Raw genomic sequence first — 18,437 nt, 5'->3', positions numbered from 1 at the left:
TGATAGAAAAGAGTATTCCGAGAAGTGTTTCGACTTCTCATTCTAAATAATAGTGTTGCATGACCTGTCCTCGTTCAGGGCAGACAGAGTGGGTCGACTTTTCAGCGAGCTGAGGAACCCTATGGTTTACTCCTATACCGAGAAAAAACGTATTCGTAAGGATTTTGGTAAACGTCCACAAGTTTTGGATATACCTTATCTCCTTTCTATCCAACTTGACTCGTTCCAGAAATTTATCGAGCAAGATCCCGAAGGGCAGCACGGCCTAGAAGCAGCATTCCGTTCTGTTTTTCCAATCCAGAGCTACAGCGGCAATTCGGAGCTGCAATACGTTAGCTACCGTCTTGGTGAGCCAGTATTTGACGTCAAAGAGTGCCAGATCCGTGGTGTGACTTATTCCGCACCGCTGCGCGTTAAACTGCGTCTGGTAATCTATGAGCGCGAAGCTCCGGAAGGTACGGTTAAAGACATCAAAGAACAAGAAGTCTACATGGGTGAAATTCCACTCATGACCGAGAACGGTACCTTTGTCATTAACGGTACTGAGAGGGTTATCGTATCTCAGCTGCACCGTAGTCCTGGCGTATTCTTTGACAGTGATAAGGGTAAAACCCATTCCTCGGGTAAAGTGCTGTATAACGCACGTATCATCCCTTACCGCGGTTCATGGTTAGATTTCGAGTTTGACCCGAAAGACAACCTGTTTGTCCGTATTGACCGTCGTCGTAAGTTGCCGGCAACCATCATTCTGCGTGCATTGAATTTCACCACTACACAGATCTTGGATCTGTTCTTTGACAAAGTGGTCTTTGAGATTCGTGACAACAAGCTGCAGATGGAATTGGTTCCAGAGCGTCTGCGCGGTGAAACGGCATCCTTTGATATTGAAGCGAATGGCAAAGTTTACGTCGAGAAAGCGCGCCGTATTACTGCACGTCATATTCGCCAGCTTGAAAAAGACGGCATTGATCGCATCGAAGTTCCAGTTGAATACATTGCTGGTAAAGTGGTCGCTAAAGACTACATCGATGAGAACACCGGTGAGCTTATCTGTGCAGCTAACATGGAGCTGTCACTGGATTTGCTTGCTAAGCTGAGCCAGTCTGGTCACAAGCAAATCGAAACATTGTTCACCAACGACTTGGATCACGGTGCTTATATCTCCGAGACCCTGCGTGTTGACCCAACCAGCGATCGTCTGAGCGCTTTGGTTGAGATCTACCGCATGATGCGTCCTGGTGAGCCGCCAACACGTGAAGCAGCTGAAAATCTGTTTGAAAACCTGTTCTTCTCTGAAGACCGCTATGATTTGTCTGCGGTTGGCCGGATGAAGTTCAACCGTTCACTGTTGCGTGACGAGATCGAAGGTTCCGGTATCCTGAGCAAAGAAGACATCACAGAAGTGATGAAAAAGCTCATCGATATCCGCAACGGTAAAGGCGAAGTGGATGATATCGACCACTTAGGCAACCGTCGTATTCGTTCCGTTGGTGAAATGGCTGAAAACCAGTTCCGTGTAGGTCTGGTTCGTGTTGAGCGTGCAGTTAAAGAGCGTTTGTCTCTGGGCGACCTCGATACGCTGATGCCTCAGGACATGATCAACGCCAAGCCAATTTCTGCTGCGGTGAAAGAGTTCTTTGGTTCCAGCCAGTTGTCACAATTTATGGACCAGAACAACCCGCTGTCTGAAATCACGCATAAGCGTCGTATTTCTGCATTGGGCCCGGGCGGTTTGACCCGTGAACGTGCTGGCTTTGAAGTTCGAGACGTACACCCGACTCACTACGGTCGTGTATGTCCAATCGAAACGCCAGAAGGTCCAAACATCGGTCTGATCAACTCCTTGTCTGTGTACGCGCAGACCAATGAGTATGGTTTCCTGGAAACTCCGTATCGTCGCGTGCGTGACGGTGTGGTGACTGATGAAATCAACTATCTGTCTGCAATTGAAGAAGGCAACTTCGTTATCGCTCAGGCGAACTCCAACCTGGACGAAGACGGCCGCTTCATTGAAGACTTAGTCACTTGTCGTAGCAAAGGCGAATCCAGCCTGTTCAGCCGCGATCAAGTTGACTACATGGACGTTTCCACTCAACAGGTGGTGTCCGTTGGTGCTTCTCTGATTCCATTCTTGGAACACGATGACGCCAACCGCGCCTTGATGGGTGCGAACATGCAACGTCAGGCGGTTCCTACTCTGCGTGCTGATAAGCCGTTGGTGGGTACCGGTATGGAACGTGCAGTAGCGGTTGACTCAGGGGTAACCTCTGTAGCCAAACGTGGCGGTACAGTTCAATACGTAGATGCATCCCGTATCGTGATTAAAGTTAACGAAGACGAAATGTATCCGGGCGAAGCAGGTATTGATATTTATAACCTGACCAAATACACCCGTTCTAACCAGAACACCTGTATCAACCAGATGCCGTGTGTGAATCTGGGTGAGCCAATCGAGCGCGGCGACGTGCTGGCAGATGGCCCATCAACAGACTTGGGCGAACTGGCATTAGGTCAGAACATGCGCGTAGCGTTCATGCCTTGGAACGGTTACAACTTCGAAGACTCCATCTTGGTCTCCGAGCGCGTGGTGCAAGAAGATCGCTTCACTACCATCCACATTCAAGAACTGGCATGTGTGTCTCGTGACACCAAGTTAGGGCCTGAAGAGATCACTGCTGACATCCCGAACGTGGGTGAAGCTGCGCTCTCCAAATTGGATGAATCCGGTATCGTGTATATCGGTGCTGAAGTGACTGGCGGTGACATTCTGGTTGGTAAGGTAACACCTAAAGGTGAAACCCAACTGACCCCAGAAGAGAAACTGTTACGTGCGATCTTCGGTGAGAAAGCGTCTGATGTTAAAGACTCTTCTCTGCGTGTACCAAACGGTGTTTCCGGTACGGTTATCGACGTGCAGGTCTTTACTCGCGATGGCGTAGAAAAAGACAAGCGTGCGTTGGAAATCGAAGAGATGCAACTGAAGCAGGCTAAGAAAGACCTGACTGAAGAATTGCAGATCCTGGAAGCTGGCCTGTTTGCACGTATCCATGCAGTACTGGTTTCCGGTGGCATCGAAGCTGACAAGCTGAGCAAATTACCACGTGACCGTTGGCTCGAACTGGGCCTGACTGACGAAGACAAGCAAAACCAACTGGAACAGTTGGCTGAGCAGTACGACGAAATGAAATCCGAATTCGAGAAGAAGATGGATGCCAAGCGTCGTAAAATCACCCAAGGTGATGATTTGGCACCAGGCGTGCTGAAGATCGTCAAGGTGTATCTGGCCGTTAAACGTCAGATTCAACCAGGTGACAAAATGGCCGGTCGTCACGGTAACAAAGGTGTTATCTCTAAGATTAACCCGATCGAAGATATGCCTTACGATGAAAACGGTACGCCGGTAGACATCGTTCTGAACCCGCTGGGCGTACCATCGCGTATGAACATCGGTCAGATTTTGGAAACCCATTTGGGGATGGCAGCGAAAGGTATTGGCGAGAAAATCAACGCCATGCTGAAGAAGCAGGAAGAAGTTGCCAAACTGCGTGAGTTTATCCAGAAAGCCTACGATCTGGGCGACAACGTTTGTCAGAAAGTTGATCTGAGCACCTTCACCGATGATGAAGTATTGCGTCTGGCTGAGAACCTGAAAAAAGGTATGCCAATCGCAACACCAGTCTTCGATGGTGCGACAGAGAAAGAAATCAAGGAACTGTTACAGCTGGGTGGCCTGCCAACTTCTGGTCAGATTACTCTGTTTGACGGCCGTACCGGTGAGCAGTTCGAGCGCCAGGTTACTGTCGGCTACATGTACATGCTGAAACTGAACCACTTGGTTGATGACAAGATGCATGCGCGTTCTACCGGTTCTTACAGCTTGGTTACTCAGCAGCCGCTGGGTGGTAAAGCTCAGTTCGGTGGTCAGCGCTTCGGTGAGATGGAAGTGTGGGCGTTGGAAGCTTATGGCGCCGCGTACACATTGCAGGAAATGCTTACCGTCAAGTCCGACGATGTAAACGGCCGTACCAAGATGTACAAAAACATCGTGGATGGCGATCACCGTATGGAACCAGGCATGCCGGAGTCCTTCAACGTATTGTTGAAAGAAATCCGCTCGCTGGGCATCAATATCGAGCTGGAAGAAGAGTAAATCTTCACCAGACGGTAAACTCTCATAGCCGGGGGTTTACTGGTGGTTCGCACTGGTCACAGGGGCGCTCAAACCGAGGTTTTTATATTCTTAGGTTTGGGCGCCTATCAGGTCTAACTCCGACAGGAGCCAATCCGTGAAAGACTTATTAAAGTTTCTGAAAGCGCAAACTAAGACCGAAGAGTTTGATGCGATCAAAATTGCTCTGGCCTCGCCAGACATGATCCGTTCATGGTCGTTCGGTGAAGTTAAAAAGCCGGAAACCATTAACTACCGTACGTTCAAACCAGAACGTGACGGCCTTTTCTGCGCCCGTATCTTTGGCCCAGTAAAAGATTACGAATGCCTGTGCGGTAAGTACAAGCGTTTGAAACACCGCGGTGTTATTTGTGAGAAATGCGGCGTTGAAGTGACTCAAACCAAAGTACGCCGTGAGCGTATGGGTCACATCGAACTGGCGTCTCCAACTGCGCACATCTGGTTCCTGAAATCCTTGCCTTCGCGCATCGGTTTGTTGCTGGATATGCCATTACGTGACATCGAACGTGTACTGTACTTCGAATCCTATGTGGTTATCGAAGGCGGCATGACCAACCTGGAACGTCGTCAGATCCTGACTGAAGAGCAGTATCTGGATGCGTTGGAAGAGTTTGGTGATGAGTTCGACGCGAAAATGGGCGCCGAGGCTATTCAAGCCCTGTTGAAAAACATGGATCTGGAAGCTGAGTGCGAGATCCTGCGCGAAGAATTGAACGAAACAAATTCTGAAACCAAGCGTAAGAAGCTGACCAAGCGTATCAAGCTGCTGGAAGCGTTCGTACAATCTGGCAACAAGCCAGAGTGGATGATCCTGACCGTGCTGCCGGTATTGCCACCAGACTTGCGTCCATTGGTTCCATTGGATGGCGGTCGCTTTGCGACTTCTGATCTGAACGATTTGTATCGTCGCGTGATCAACCGTAACAACCGTCTGAAGCGCCTGCTGGACTTGGCAGCTCCTGACATCATCGTGCGCAACGAAAAGCGTATGCTGCAAGAAGCAGTAGATGCATTGCTGGATAACGGCCGTCGTGGTCGTGCGATTACCGGCTCTAACAAGCGTCCGTTGAAGTCACTGGCTGACATGATCAAAGGTAAGCAAGGTCGTTTCCGTCAGAACTTGCTGGGTAAACGTGTTGACTACTCAGGCCGTTCGGTTATTACCGTTGGTCCATACCTGCGTCTGCATCAGTGCGGTCTGCCGAAGAAAATGGCTCTCGAGCTGTTCAAACCGTTCATCTACGGCAAGCTGGAATTGCGTGGTCTCGCTACCACCATTAAAGCGGCCAAGAAGATGGTTGAGCGTGAAGAAGCGGTTGTTTGGGATATCCTGGATGAAGTTATCCGCGAACACCCAGTGCTGCTGAACCGTGCACCAACCCTTCACCGTTTGGGTATCCAGGCGTTTGAACCGGTTCTGATCGAAGGTAAAGCAATCCAGTTGCACCCACTGGTTTGTGCGGCATATAACGCCGACTTCGATGGTGACCAAATGGCTGTTCACGTACCGCTGACACTGGAAGCTCAGTTAGAAGCGCGTGCGTTGATGATGTCGACCAACAACATCCTGTCACCAGCGAACGGCGAGCCAATCATCGTTCCTTCTCAGGACGTTGTATTGGGTCTGTATTACATGACCCGTGACTGTGTTAACGCCAAAGGCGAAGGCATGGTACTGACTGGCCCGAAAGAAGCTGAGCGTATTTATCGCGCTGGCTTGGCATCTTTGCATGCTCGAGTAAAAGTCCGTATTACTGAAGAAATTCGTAATACTGAAGGCGAAAGCACTTCGCGTACCAGCATCATCGATACGACTGTAGGCCGTGCTATTTTGTGGATGATCGTCCCGAAAGGCCTGCCTTACTCTATCGTTAACCAGCCGCTGGGCAAGAAAGCCATCTCCAAGATGCTGAACACTTGTTACCGCATCCTGGGCTTGAAGCCAACGGTTATCTTTGCTGACCAGATCATGTACACCGGTTTTGCTTACGCAGCACGCTCAGGCGCCTCTGTAGGTATCGATGACATGGTTATCCCAGAAGCGAAAGCAGGGATCATCGAAGAAGCTGAAACTGAAGTTGCCGAGATTCAGGAGCAGTTCCAATCCGGTCTGGTAACTGCAGGTGAACGTTATAACAAAGTGATCGATATCTGGGCCGCGGCTAACGAACGTGTTGCCAAGGCGATGATGGATAACTTGTCTGTTGAAGATGTTGTCAACCGTGACGGCGTTGTCGAACAGCAGGTTTCTTTCAACAGCATCTTTATGATGGCCGACTCCGGTGCGCGTGGTTCTGCAGCACAGATTCGTCAGCTGGCAGGGATGCGTGGCCTGATGGCTAAGCCAGATGGCTCGATCATTGAAACGCCAATCACCGCGAACTTCCGTGAAGGTTTGAACGTACTTCAGTACTTCATCTCAACCCACGGTGCGCGTAAAGGTTTGGCGGATACTGCATTGAAAACTGCGAACTCCGGTTACCTGACCCGTCGTTTAGTTGACGTGGCACAGGATCTGGTGGTGACTGAAGACGATTGTGGTACCCATAACGGTATCGTGATGACCCCGGTTATCGAAGGTGGTGATGTTAAAGAGCCACTGCGTGATCGCGTACTGGGTCGTGTGACCGCAGAAGAAGTTATCAAGCCGGGTACGGCTGATATTCTGGTTCCGCGTAACACCCTGCTGGACGAAAAATGGTGTGATCTGTTAGAAGAAAACTCCGTCGACAGCGTTAAAGTTCGCTCCGTAGTAAGCTGTGAAACTGACTTCGGTGTGTGTGCTAATTGCTATGGTCGCGACCTGGCACGTGGCCACATCATCAACAAAGGTGAAGCAGTTGGTGTTATTGCAGCACAGTCCATCGGTGAGCCGGGTACCCAGCTTACGATGCGTACGTTCCACATCGGTGGTGCGGCATCTCGTGCGGCAGCAGAGTCCAGCATTCAGGTTAAGAACAAAGGCAGCTTGAAACTGAGCAACGTCAAGTTCGTTACCAATGCAGCGGGCAAGCTGGTTATTACTTCTCGTAATACCGAGCTGAAACTGATTGACGAATTCGGCCGTACTAAAGAAAGCTACAAAGTGCCTTACGGTGCTGTAATGGCTAAAGGCGATGGCGCAGAAGTCCAGGGCGGCGAAACCGTTGCTAACTGGGATCCGCACATCATGCCAGTTGTGACCGAAGTGAGCGGTTTCATTCGCTTCGCGGACATGGTTGACGGCCAGACCATTACACGCCAGACCGACGAACTGACTGGTTTGTCTTCTCTGGTTGTACTGGACAGCGCAGAGCGTACTGGTAGCGGTAAAGACCTGCGTCCGGCACTGAAAATCGTTGATGCCAAAGGCGATGACGTATTGATCCCAGGTACTGATATGCCTGCTCAATACTTCCTGCCAGGTAAAGCGATTGTTCAGCTGGAAGACGGCATTCAGATCGGTGCAGGTGATACCCTGGCGCGTATTCCTCAGGAATCAAGCGGTACCAAGGATATTACCGGTGGTCTGCCACGTGTTGCTGACTTGTTCGAAGCACGTCGTCCGAAAGAGCCAGCAATCTTGGCTGAAATCAGCGGGATCATCTCGTTCGGTAAAGAGACCAAAGGCAAACGCCGTCTGGTAATTTCACCGTTGGATGGTAGCGATGCATACGAAGAGATGATTCCGAAATGGCGTCAGCTCAACGTGTTCGAAGGTGAAGTTGTAGAACGCGGTGACGTGGTTTCCGACGGCCCAGAATCTCCACACGACATTCTGCGTCTGCGTGGCGTTCACGCGGTTACCCGCTACATCACCAACGAAGTGCAGGAAGTTTACCGCCTGCAAGGTGTTAAGATTAACGATAAACACATTGAAGTTATCGTTCGTCAGATGCTGCGTAAAGGCACCATCGTTGATGCAGGTAGCACCGACTTCCTGGAAGGCGAGCAGGCAGAAATGTCTCGCGTTAAAATCGCTAACCGTAAGCTGGCAGCTGAAGGCAAAATCGAGGCCACATTCACCCGTGACCTGCTGGGTATCACCAAGGCATCCTTGGCGACCGAGTCCTTCATCTCTGCGGCTTCATTCCAGGAAACCACGCGCGTTCTTACTGAAGCGGCAGTTGCCGGTAAACGTGATGAACTGCGTGGCCTGAAAGAAAACGTGATCGTGGGCCGTCTGATCCCAGCCGGTACCGGTTACGCTTATCATCAGGATCGTATGCGCCGTAAAGCACAAGGTGAAGCACCAGTGGTTCCGCAAGTTAGTGCGGATGAAGCGACTGCTAACCTGGCTGAATTGCTCAACGCCGGTTTTGGTAACAGCAAAGACTAATCTCTTTGTTGGTCACCAAGCTAAAAACCGCTCCTTTCGGGGCGGTTTTTTTTTGCTTATTTTTCAGGATAAAAATGAAAAACCTATTGCAGCGGACGGCCTAAATGACGATCCCAATCTTTCCAAACGGGTTGTAGCCCTGCCAGCGTTAATGCCTGTGCAACCTGCTCAGGAGTGCGATTATCATGTGGAGCAAACTGTTCAAGTTCGGGATGATTATCTGCATATCCTCCCGGCTGAGTTTTTGAACCCGCGCTGACACTATTAATCGCCACTGGAATCACATTATCGCGGAAGAAAGGCGATTCGCGAGTTGAAAGTGACAATTCCACATCAGGAGCAAACAGGCGAAAAGCACAAATCAGTTGCAGTAATTGCGATTCACTCATCAAAGAGGCGGGTTCAATACCTCCGGCACACGGCCGTAACCGTGGGAAAGAGATTGAATAGCGGCTCTGCCAGTAAGTTTGTTGCAGATAAAACAGATGCTCCGCCAGCATGTAGCAGTCAGTGCGCCAACTGTTTGACAGGCCAATCAAAGCACCTAATCCGATCTTATCGATCCCCGCGCGCCCCAAGCGATCCGGGGTTGCCAGTCGCCAGTGAAAGTCCTGTTTATGGCCGCGCAAATGGTGCTGTTGATAAGTGGCCGGATGATAGGTTTCTTGATAAACCATCACGCCATCCAATCCCAGTGTTTTGAGCTCCGCATACTCTTCTTCTGCCAATGGCTGGACTTCCATCATCAATGAGCTGAATTTACTGCGGATCGTCGGGAAATGACGCCGAAAATAATCCATTCCGACTTTTGCCTGATGTTCACCAGTAACCAGTAGTAAGTGTTCGAAACCCAATGCTTTGATGGCTTCACATTCACGAATGATTTCAGCTTCATCCAAGGTTTTGCGCTTGATGCGATTACTCATCGAGAAACCACAATAAGTACAGTCATTGGCGCACAAATTCGAAAGATAGAGCGGGACATAAAAACTGACAGTGTTGCCAAATCGTTGGCGGGTCAGTTGTTGAGCTTTCTGCGCCATAGGTTCCAGATAGGCCGAGGCGGCAGGTGAAATCAATGCCATGAGATCTTCGCGAGTGGGTTTGACGGCACTAATCGCTCGCTCAACATCTGTGGCCGTTTTGCTGTTGATGCGCAGCGAGATATCATCCCAATCCAACCGCTGCCAGTGCTGACTAAAATCTTCAGACATGATTTTCTTCCTCAAGCTGGCTAAGAAAACTGGTCAGTGGGCTGGTGGCAGTGGCCTGCATCAGTTGATTTGCAGGGCCAAATCCGGCCTGGCGCGCCAACTCGCCGGACTCCACCGCTAAGCGAAAAGCATGGGCCATTTGCACTGGCGAGCGGGCAACAGCAATGGCGGTATTCACCAAAACAGCATCTGCGCCCAGTTCTATTGCCTCAAGAGCATGACTGGGCACACCAATTCCGGCATCGACCACCACCGGCACTTTGGCCTGTTCAATAATGATTTGCAGAAAGTCGCGGGTGCGTAATCCTAAATTTGAACCTATCGGTGCCCCTAACGGCATAACGGCGGCGCAGCCTGCTTCCTCCAGTCGCTTGCACAATACTGGGTCTGCGCCACAGTAAGGCAAAACAACAAAACCCTCTTTCACTAGAATTTCGGCGGCTTTGAGGGTTTCTATTGGGTCGGGCAGCAAGTATTTCACATCAGGATGAATTTCCAATTTTACCCAATGGGTGCCCAGTGCTTCGCGTGCCAGACGTGCGGCAAAAACGGCCTCTTGTGCGGTTTTCGCTCCGGATGTATTTGGCAGTAAGCGCACACCCAATTGGCGCAGCGGGGCCAGAATAGCATCGTTACCGGCCTGAAGATCCACCCGCTTCATGGCCATGGTAATCAATTGCGAACCGGAGGCTCGCAATGCTTCCAGCATCAATTCAGCCGTGGCAAATTTGCCCGTACCGGTAAATAAACGTGAGGTAAAAGTGGTATCGGCGATTTTCAGCATGTCAGCCCCCGGCAATTGCTTGGAATAGCAAAATGTCATCTCCCTCGTGCAACTGACACTTTTCCCAGTCAGTTCGAGGGATGATGACTTGATTAACAGCCAGCGCAGTACCCGGCTGGTGGCGATTCAGTTGTTGGAGCAGCTTGTCGGCGGTGATATTGCTCTCTATTTCAACGAGTTGGTCATTGAGCATGAGGCGCATGTGATGGATTGTCACAGCCCACCTCCACAGACAGGGCAATCGGGGGCTTGCGTGAGTTGTAGGGTGCTCCAACTGTGTTGCTTACCATCGAATAAACGCAATTTCCCACTTAATGGCGAGGCGAGCCCGGCCAGCATTTTAATGGCCTCAAGCGCTTGCAGTGTCCCGATAATGCCCACAACTGGCCCCAATACACCGGCGGTACGACAGTTGCGCTGCGGCAGCTCTTTATCAGGATAAAGACAGGCGTAACAACCTTGGGAATAGGGCGGTTCAATCACTAACAACTGCCCACTGAACCCGACTGCGCTGCCGCTGATTAAAGGTTTTTGTGCCGCGAAGCAAGCCGCGTTTACCTGATGACGAGTTTCCATGTTGTCACTGCAATCAAGCACCAAATCTACCCCTGCCACGGCCTCAATGAGTGTTTCTCCGGTCAGCCGCGTATCAAATACGATAGCTTCAATCAATGGATTGAGGTTTTGCAGATGGCGTTGCGCTAATTGAGCCTTATTTGTATTTCCCGCTGCGGGATGGCTGATATCTGTGGTGCGATACAGGATTTGGCGCTGTAAATTTGTCAATTCTAGTTGGTCATCATCAGCCAATAATAAGCGGCCAACACCCGCAGCTGACAAATAAAGTGCGGCGGGAGACCCCAGACCACCTAGGCCGATTATCAATACGCTGGCATTTTTCAGCTTCAACTGCCCCTCAGGACCAATATCTTCCAGCAATAATTGGCGGCTATAGCGCAAGAATTCACTGTCACTCAGCTCATGCTTATTTATCATCACCCAGCTCCTTACCCTCTATCAGGTGCAGCAATTGTGCTGTTGCCCGCTGCCAGTCATCGGCCTGAGTAATCGCGCTGACCACCGCCACACTGCCCACTCCGGTAGCCAATACGGCGGGGACTCGCTCAATACTGATGCCGCCAATAGCGACAGTGGGGTAATCTGGAGTGTGGTCGACCATTTGTTTGAGTACCGCCAGCCCCTGAGGGGATGACGGCATCTGTTTGGTCTGAGTGGGGAAAATATGCCCCATCGCGATATAGGAAGGCCGCACAGCCTTGGCGATTGCCAGCTCATGCTCATCGTGGGTGGAAATACCCAGCCGTAATCCAGCTTGTTGAATGGCTGCTAAATCAGTGGTTTCCAGATCCTCCTGCCCCAGATGAACACCATAAGCGCCATGTTTAATCGCCAATCGCCAATAGTCATTGATATATAGGCGTGCCTGATAGCGTTTGCCCAATTCAATTGCTGCGGCAATATCTTGTTCCACTTGCGCATCATCCAAATCCTTAATACGCAATTGGATAGTGGTTACGCCCACCGACAGCAGCCGTTCAATCCAAAGTAACGAATCGACAACGGGATAAAGGCCAAGCCGCTGTTTTTCCTCTGGAAAGCCTTTTTCAGCAGAAAATAATGTATTATCAGACGGGCTCATTATTCGCCTCCGCTTTCAGATTGGCGGGGCTGTGGTACAGCTCGCTGCCACGGGAGCGGAACTCGGCCGACATCTGCTCCATACCGGATTGCAGGATCTCTATTGGCTGAGCGGCTGCTTCTTGTGCTGCCGCCAGCTCTTGTTTCGCAGCATAATCACGCACTTCTTGCGAAATCTTCATGGAGCAGAATTTCGGCCCACACATTGAGCAGAAGTGAGCGACTTTGCCCGACTCTTGTGGCAGGGTTTCATCGTGATAAGCCCGGGCGGTTTCGGGATCGAGGGCCAAATTGAACTGATCTTCCCAACGAAATTCGAAACGGGCTTTTGACATGGCGTTATCGCGGATCTGCGCGCCGGGGTGGCCTTTCGCCAGATCTGCCGCATGGGCCGCAATTTTATAGGTGATAAGCCCTTGCTTCACATCATCTTTATTGGGTAGGCCAAGATGTTCTTTGGGGGTGACATAACACAGCATGGCGCAACCAAACCAACCAATCATGGCGGCTCCAATACCGGAGGTGAAATGGTCATAGCCGGGAGCAATATCGGTGGTCAATGGGCCTAAGGTGTAAAACGGCGCTTCGTGGCAATGCTCCAGTTCTTCAGTCATATTGCGGCGAATCATCTGCATCGGCACATGTCCTGGGCCTTCAATCATCACCTGCACGTCATATTCCCAGGCAATTTTGGTCAATTCGCCCAAGGTATGTAACTCAGCGAACTGGGCTTCATCATTGGCGTCCTGAATAGAACCGGGGCGCAGGCCGTCCCCCAGTGATAATGAAACATCATAGGCGGCGCAAATTTGGCAAATTTCACGGAAATGTTGATACAGGAAATTTTCCTGATGATGGGAAAGGCACCATTTCGCCATAATTGACCCGCCACGGGAGACAATGCCAGTCAGCCGTTTGGCGGTCATCGGTACATAGCGCAGCAGCACACCAGCATGAATAGTAAAGTAATCAACACCTTGTTCAGCCTGCTCTAGCAGAGTGTCGCGGAATATTTCCCAGGTTAGGTTTTCCGCCACGCCATTGACTTTCTCCAGCGCCTGATAGATGGGTACGGTGCCAATCGGAACCGGGCTGTTACGTAGAATCCATTCACGAGTTTCATGAATATAGCGGCCCGTGGACAGGTCCATCACCGTGTCAGCCCCCCAGCGGGTAGACCACACCAGCTTTTCCACTTCTTCTTCAATGGAAGAGGTCACGGCAGAGTTGCCGATGTTGGCGTTCACTTTCACTAAAAAATTACGGCCAATAATCATTGGCTCAGATTCGGGATGATTAATATTGGCGGGAATAATGGCCCGACCGGCGGCCACTTCTTGGCGAACAAACTCCGGCGTGATGTTTTCCGGCAAGTTAGCACCAAAGGCTTGCCCCGGATGCTGGTGGCGCAATACTTCACCGCGAATCCGCTCGCGACCCATATTTTCTCGCAGGGCGATAAATTCCATCTCCGGCGTCACTTTACCGGCTCGGGCGTAATGCAATTGTGTGACACATTTGCCGTCAATCGCTTTTTTAGGCCGTGGGAGATGTTCAAAACGCAAATGATCCAACCCTTCGTCAGCTAGCCGTTGTTGGGTAAAGCCGGAACTGACGGAGGTCAGTGCTTCGGTATCCTGGCGGTCTGCTATCCAGCTTGCGCGCAACTTAGGTAAGCCAGCATGGACATCCAGTTTGGCGCTCGGATCGCCATAAGAACCGGAGGTGTCATAAACGGGAATGGCTTCGTTATTTTCATAACTCGGAGTGTCTTTGCTGCCGCCTATCAATGTCGGGCTGAGTAGGATCTCGCGCATGGGAACTTGAATATCGGGCCGTGAGCCTTGCAGATAAATGCGTTGCGAGTTGGGGAAAGTCACGCCTTGCAAGGTATCGATAAATTGTTGCGCCTCTTCGCGCACTTGTTTACGGGGTACAGCTTTACGCGGGAGTAATGAGTTTTGAGTTGTATTATTAGACATAGCAAATTCCTACCAGTGTGGTTTATAGGGAAAATTGCTTGTCTGGAGCTTGGCGGGAGTAACGATGTTGGCCAGTGACCGGCAGCCACCTGTTAAAGGAGAGGAGACGGGCCTGTAGCGATAAATTACTCTTGTTCCCTTCGCGGGTATTAACCCGATCAGGTTCCGCGGATCCCGAATTAACGGTCTCAGCCTGCGTTTGCTTTCCGAAGAAAACAGGCGCTAGGCACTCCGACAAGAGTCCTTACTATACGAGGTTGAATTAAAACTACAAGCCTGTGCTGATCAGGGCGCTATTTTACTTGCCCCTCTTGAACCACCGGCTGGGCGGCTTGCCAGGATTCAGCCGCCCATTGAATTAATTGATCTTCCAGCCGAAAACGGGCATCAAGCGCTTCGCCGATATCGGATAAAGCTTGTTGAAACTCTGTACAGCTATCGTCATCGATCTCAATGTTTGTATAACGATCATGGAAAGCCATGATAGTTTGAGTGTTATTTTTTAAGGCAGGATAAACTTTGGTCGTCAGAGCCATTTTCGGGCTGGATGCACCTTCCACCTGTTTGATAATTCTGTCGTAGATATTGAAATGCCCAGAGGAGAGATAATCCACCAGATTATGACAAAAGTTCTCCAGCGCTTTTTCATTAAGCGGGGTATGCTTTTCTTTTTGCGGCTTAATACCGATCACTGTGCAATACGAGACCAAAAGTTCTTTACGTGCATGAAGCCATTGATCAATTAATTCATTACTGCCGCCAACGCGTTGAGTCAGGCTTTCCAGTCGGTTGAGCATGAGATCGACTCCGTGTAGTAATAATGGGTTACAAAAATGTAACAAGCCAGATTCTAGATTGCCAGTGAAGTCGAGGTTGTGCAACAACGATATGGAACTACAACTTACAGGTAAAGAAAGTGGCTGGTGGATTGTCAGCCATGAAAATAAATTATGGTTACCAAAAGGGGAGTTACCACAAGGTAATGCGGCCAATTGGTCATTACAGGGCGCAACCGCAAGGCAGATAGGTGAATGGCAAGGGCAGGCGGTTTGGCTTATTCGCCAGATGATGTCTGCGGATATGGGGTCAGTGCGGCAATTATTAGATGTGGATCGCGGTTTGTTTCAACTAGCGGGCCGGGGAGTGCAATTAGCCGAGTTTTACCGCTCTCACCGCTATTGTGGCTATTGTGGGCATCAAATGCATGCCAGCCGCACTGAGTGGGCTTGCCTGTGCAATCACTGTCGTGAGCGCTATTACCCCCAAATCGCCCCTTGCGTGATTGTTGCCATTCGCCGTGGTGATGAGATTTTATTGGCACAGCATGTTCGTCATCGTGGTGGTATTAACACGGTGTTAGCCGGGTTTGTAGAAGTGGGGGAGACGCTGGAACAGGCGGTGTCCCGTGAAGTGTTGGAAGAAAGTAATATCCACATTAAAAACTTGCGTTATGTGACGTCACAGCCGTGGCCATTCCCACATTCACTGATGATGGCCTTTATGGCGGAGTATGATAGCGGTGAGCTGCGTCATGATCCTAAAGAGCTACTGAATGCCGGTTGGTATCGCTATGACCAATTACCCTTACTGCCGCCGCCAGGCACCGTGGCACGTCGACTGATTGAAGATACCGTTGTTTTATGTCGCGAAGAGCAGGAAGATGCCAGCCAATAGCTAAAAAACCCTCTTTAGCCACAACAGGAAAGTATTATCTGGCATGCTACAATGCGGGTAGATAATCAAGGGAGCTTTGTCATGAATGAGTTGAAAAACGATCGTTATCTGCGTGCCTTATTACGCCAGCCGGTAGATGTGACTCCGGTGTGGATGATGCGCCAGGCAGGTCGCTATTTGCCAGAATATAAAGCCACCCGTGCTATTGCCGGGGATTTTATGTCGCTGTGCAAAAATGCTGAATTGGCCTGTGAAGTGACGATGCAACCATTGCGTCGTTATCCGCTGGATGCGGCGATTTTATTTTCAGACATTCTGACCATTCCTGATGCCATGGGGCTGGGGCTTTATTTTGAAACCGGCGAAGGCCCGCGTTTTCAATCTCCGATCACTTGCCGCGCAGATGTTGAAAAACTGCCCATTCCCGATCCTGAACAGGAATTGGGTTATGTCATGAATGCGGTGAGAACAATTCGCCGTGAGTTGGCCGGTGCGGTGCCATTAATAGGTTTCTCCGGTAGCCCATGGACACTGGCGACCTATATGGTTGAAGGCGGAAGTAGCAAAGCCTTTACTAAACTGAAAAAAATGATGTATGCCGAGCCGCAGACTTTGCATTTGTTGCTGGATAAGCTGGCTGACAGTGTCATTTTGTATCTCAATGCTCAAATTAAAGCTGGCGCGCAATCTGTGATGGTCTTTGATACTTGGGGTGGCGTCCTGACCGGTCGCGATTATGTTGAGTTCTCCTTGAATTACATGCATAAAATCGTTGATGGCCTGATCCGTGAAAATGATGGGCGGCGAGTGCCAGTGACCTTGTTCACTAAAGGGGGTGGGCAATGGCTGGAGGCGATGGCCGCCACCGGTTGTGATGCTTTGGGCCTGGATTGGACCACGGATATTGCCGATGCGCGTCGCCGTGTGGGCGACAAAGTTGCTCTACAAGGCAATATGGACCCGTCCATCCTTTATGCATCACCTGCGCGTATTGAGCAGGAAGTCAGCACGATTCTGGCCAGTTTCGGTCAGGGTGAAGGGCATGTATTTAATCTGGGCCATGGTATCCATCAGGATGTTCCGCCAGAACATGCGGGTGCTTTTGTTAAGGCGGTGCATGCGTTATCACAGCCTTACCATCAAGCATGACTATCGCAAAAAACTAATATCGAGAACGGGTTACCAGATGGTAGACACCAAAGCATTACGGGCAGAACAGCTTCAACGCGCATCTGAAATTAGTCTTCAAGATGATATCGCAAATGAGTCCGTACGCTTTATTGCTGGGGCAGATGTGGGTTTTGAGCAGCAGGGGGAAGTGACCCGTGCTGCTATTGCTATTTTGCGTTACCCCTCGCTAGAATTGGTCGAATATCAGGTTGCCCGCGTGGCAACTTCACTCCCGTATATCCCCGGTTTACTCTCTTTTCGTGAATATCCTGCATTATTAGCTGCTTGGGAGCAGTTACAACAACGGCCTCAACTGGTCTTTGTTGATGGGCAGGGTATTGCGCATCCTCGCCGTTTAGGGGTTGCCAGCCATTTTGGCTTGCTGGTTGATGTCCCGACCATTGGTGTTGCTAAAAGCCGTCTGTGCGGGCATTTTGAGCCGTTAGGCAATGATAATGGTGCATTACAGCCGTTGGTTGATGCCGATGAGCAGCTAGGTTGGGTATGGCGCAGCAAAACCCGTTGTAATCCGCTATTTATTTCACCCGGCCACCGGGTGAGTGTTGGCAGCGCATTAGAGTGGGTTCAGCATTGCATGGCGGGTTACCGTTTGCCGGAACCGACACGTTGGGCGGATGCAATCGCTTCAAACCGCCCGCAATTTCAGCGATGGATGGGGAAAAATCCTGATTTGCTTGGCAAGCATAGGGATATGATTTAATTTCGGGTACACTGCCGCGCAGATAATGAATAATGAGAACTCATCATGATACGTAATCCGATTCATCTACGTCTCGAAAAGCTGGAAAGTTGGCAACATCTGACTTTCATGGCCTGCCTGTGCGAGCGGATGTATCCCAACTATCAGCAATTTTGTCTGGAAACCGAGTTTGGTGATCCGGCCGTTTACCGACGTATTCTGGACCTTATCTGGGAAACATTGGTCGTAAAAGACGCCAAAGTAAATTTTGATAGTCAATTAGAGAAGCTGGAAGAGGCAATTCCTTCTGCTGATGACTATGCTATCTACGGCGTTTATCCGGCTATTGATGCGTGTATTGCATTGGGTGAAGCTATTCATTCGCGTTTGAGTGGTGAAACACTGGAACATGCCATCGCTATCAGTGAAGCGTCAATTCGCACCGTTGCGATGTTGGAGATGACGTTAGCCGGTAAAGAAATGACTGATGAAGAACTGAAAATCTTGCCCGCGATTGAAGAAGAATGGGATATCCAATGGGAGATTTTCCGTCTGTTAGCTGACTGCGAAGAGCGCGACTTAGATCTGATCAAAGGGCTACGTTCTGACCTACGGGAAGCGGCCGTTAGCAACATTGGCATAAATTTAACGCAATAAGACAAGAAAACGTGATTTAACGCCTGATTTGTCACGTCTTAAGGCTTCACATCTGCCCCCTGTCTGTTCTACATTTGGGGGGCGAAAAAA

At 50.3% G+C, this 18,437-nt stretch carries 13 protein-coding genes and 1 riboswitch; of the genes, 6 read left to right on the top strand and 7 right to left on the bottom strand.

The features are described 5' to 3' along the window. The first annotated feature begins 121 nt into the window (after positions 1-121). Positions 122-4,150: a DNA-directed RNA polymerase subunit beta gene (gene rpoB, locus F0T03_RS19765; RefSeq protein ID WP_145511431.1), complete on the top strand. Its 4,029-nt coding sequence runs from the start codon at positions 122-124 to the stop codon at positions 4,148-4,150. A gap of 136 nt (positions 4,151-4,286) precedes the next feature. Next, positions 4,287-8,507, top strand: a complete 4,221-nt coding sequence (rpoC, locus tag F0T03_RS19760) for a DNA-directed RNA polymerase subunit beta' (RefSeq protein ID WP_145553662.1) — start codon at positions 4,287-4,289, stop codon at positions 8,505-8,507. Positions 8,508-8,590: 83 nt separating this feature from the next. Here rpoC and thiH read toward each other — a convergent pair whose 3' ends face one another. From thiH to rsd, 7 genes are all read right to left on the bottom strand, one after another. Beyond that, positions 8,591-9,721 (bottom strand): 2-iminoacetate synthase ThiH, encoded by a 1,131-nt coding sequence (thiH, locus tag F0T03_RS19755; RefSeq protein ID WP_159680230.1) that lies wholly within the window; start codon positions 9,719-9,721, stop codon positions 8,591-8,593. Continuing rightward, on the bottom strand, positions 9,714-10,505 hold the full coding sequence (locus F0T03_RS19750) for a thiazole synthase (protein ID WP_159680227.1): 792 nt from the start codon (positions 10,503-10,505) through the stop codon (positions 9,714-9,716). The genes thiH and F0T03_RS19750 overlap by 8 nt, the downstream gene beginning before the upstream one ends. A gap of 1 nt (position 10,506) precedes the next feature. Beyond that, on the bottom strand, positions 10,507-10,707 hold the full coding sequence (gene thiS, locus F0T03_RS19745) for a sulfur carrier protein ThiS (protein WP_374757561.1): 201 nt from the start codon (positions 10,705-10,707) through the stop codon (positions 10,507-10,509). An 11-nt stretch (positions 10,708-10,718) separates the two neighbouring features. Continuing rightward, positions 10,719-11,501 (bottom strand): HesA/MoeB/ThiF family protein, encoded by a 783-nt coding sequence (locus F0T03_RS19740; protein WP_145553670.1) that lies wholly within the window; start codon positions 11,499-11,501, stop codon positions 10,719-10,721. After that, positions 11,491-12,165 (bottom strand): thiamine phosphate synthase, encoded by a 675-nt coding sequence (gene thiE / locus F0T03_RS19735; protein WP_159680224.1) that lies wholly within the window; start codon positions 12,163-12,165, stop codon positions 11,491-11,493. Before thiE ends, F0T03_RS19740 begins: the two co-directional genes overlap by 11 nt. Then, positions 12,152-14,146 carry a phosphomethylpyrimidine synthase ThiC gene (thiC, locus tag F0T03_RS19730; RefSeq protein WP_159680221.1) on the bottom strand — a complete coding sequence of 665 codons (1,995 nt, stop codon included), beginning with the start codon at positions 14,144-14,146 and terminating at the stop codon, positions 12,152-12,154. Before thiC ends, thiE begins: the two co-directional genes overlap by 14 nt. A gap of 118 nt (positions 14,147-14,264) precedes the next feature. Continuing rightward, a riboswitch (TPP riboswitch) is annotated at positions 14,265-14,390 on the bottom strand. A 49-nt stretch (positions 14,391-14,439) separates the two neighbouring features. Then, on the bottom strand, positions 14,440-14,943 hold the full coding sequence (gene rsd, locus F0T03_RS19725; RefSeq protein ID WP_159680218.1) for a sigma D regulator: 504 nt from the start codon (positions 14,941-14,943) through the stop codon (positions 14,440-14,442). Positions 14,944-15,034: 91 nt separating this feature from the next. On the opposite strand from rsd, the gene nudC reads away from it, so the two are divergent. From nudC to F0T03_RS19705, 4 genes are all read left to right on the top strand, one after another. Further along, complete coding sequence (gene nudC / locus F0T03_RS19720; RefSeq protein ID WP_145553677.1) at positions 15,035-15,820, top strand: NAD(+) diphosphatase; 786 nt, start codon at positions 15,035-15,037, stop codon at positions 15,818-15,820. Between the two features lie 81 nt (positions 15,821-15,901). After that, positions 15,902-16,969 carry a uroporphyrinogen decarboxylase gene (gene hemE, locus F0T03_RS19715; RefSeq protein WP_145553679.1) on the top strand — a complete coding sequence of 356 codons (1,068 nt, stop codon included), beginning with the start codon at positions 15,902-15,904 and terminating at the stop codon, positions 16,967-16,969. A gap of 37 nt (positions 16,970-17,006) precedes the next feature. Then, positions 17,007-17,711, top strand: coding sequence for a deoxyribonuclease V (gene nfi / locus F0T03_RS19710; protein WP_145553681.1), 705 nt, complete (start codon positions 17,007-17,009; stop codon positions 17,709-17,711). A 45-nt stretch (positions 17,712-17,756) separates the two neighbouring features. After that, the gene (locus F0T03_RS19705) at positions 17,757-18,347 is read left to right on the top strand and encodes a YjaG family protein (protein ID WP_145553683.1); all 591 of its coding nucleotides are present in this window, start codon (positions 17,757-17,759) and stop codon (positions 18,345-18,347) included. The last annotated feature ends 90 nt before the right edge of the window (positions 18,348-18,437 follow it).

The sequence above is a fragment of the Yersinia canariae genome (genome assembly GCF_009831415.1).
Classification (GTDB): Bacteria; Pseudomonadota; Gammaproteobacteria; order Enterobacterales; family Enterobacteriaceae; genus Yersinia; species Yersinia canariae.
Note: the sequence above shows the minus strand (reverse complement) of the source record. Positions and strands in the feature narration are given on the sequence as shown.

Coding starts and splice junctions, on each gene's coding strand:
- thiS (WP_374757561.1), bottom strand. CDS start 10,707: ATGCGCCTCATGCTCAATGACCAACTCGTTGAAATAGAGAGCAATATC.
- hemE (WP_145553679.1), top strand. CDS start 15,902: ATGAATGAGTTGAAAAACGATCGTTATCTGCGTGCCTTATTACGCCAG.
- nfi (WP_145553681.1), top strand. CDS start 17,007: ATGGTAGACACCAAAGCATTACGGGCAGAACAGCTTCAACGCGCATCT.
- rpoB (WP_145511431.1), top strand. CDS start 122: ATGGTTTACTCCTATACCGAGAAAAAACGTATTCGTAAGGATTTTGGT.
- thiC (WP_159680221.1), bottom strand. CDS start 14,146: ATGTCTAATAATACAACTCAAAACTCATTACTCCCGCGTAAAGCTGTA.
- nudC (WP_145553677.1), top strand. CDS start 15,035: ATGGAACTACAACTTACAGGTAAAGAAAGTGGCTGGTGGATTGTCAGC.
- rsd (WP_159680218.1), bottom strand. CDS start 14,943: ATGCTCAACCGACTGGAAAGCCTGACTCAACGCGTTGGCGGCAGTAAT.
- F0T03_RS19740 (WP_145553670.1), bottom strand. CDS start 11,501: ATGATAAATAAGCATGAGCTGAGTGACAGTGAATTCTTGCGCTATAGC.
- F0T03_RS19750 (WP_159680227.1), bottom strand. CDS start 10,505: ATGCTGAAAATCGCCGATACCACTTTTACCTCACGTTTATTTACCGGT.
- thiH (WP_159680230.1), bottom strand. CDS start 9,721: ATGTCTGAAGATTTTAGTCAGCACTGGCAGCGGTTGGATTGGGATGAT.
- F0T03_RS19705 (WP_145553683.1), top strand. CDS start 17,757: ATGATACGTAATCCGATTCATCTACGTCTCGAAAAGCTGGAAAGTTGG.
- thiE (WP_159680224.1), bottom strand. CDS start 12,165: ATGAGCCCGTCTGATAATACATTATTTTCTGCTGAAAAAGGCTTTCCA.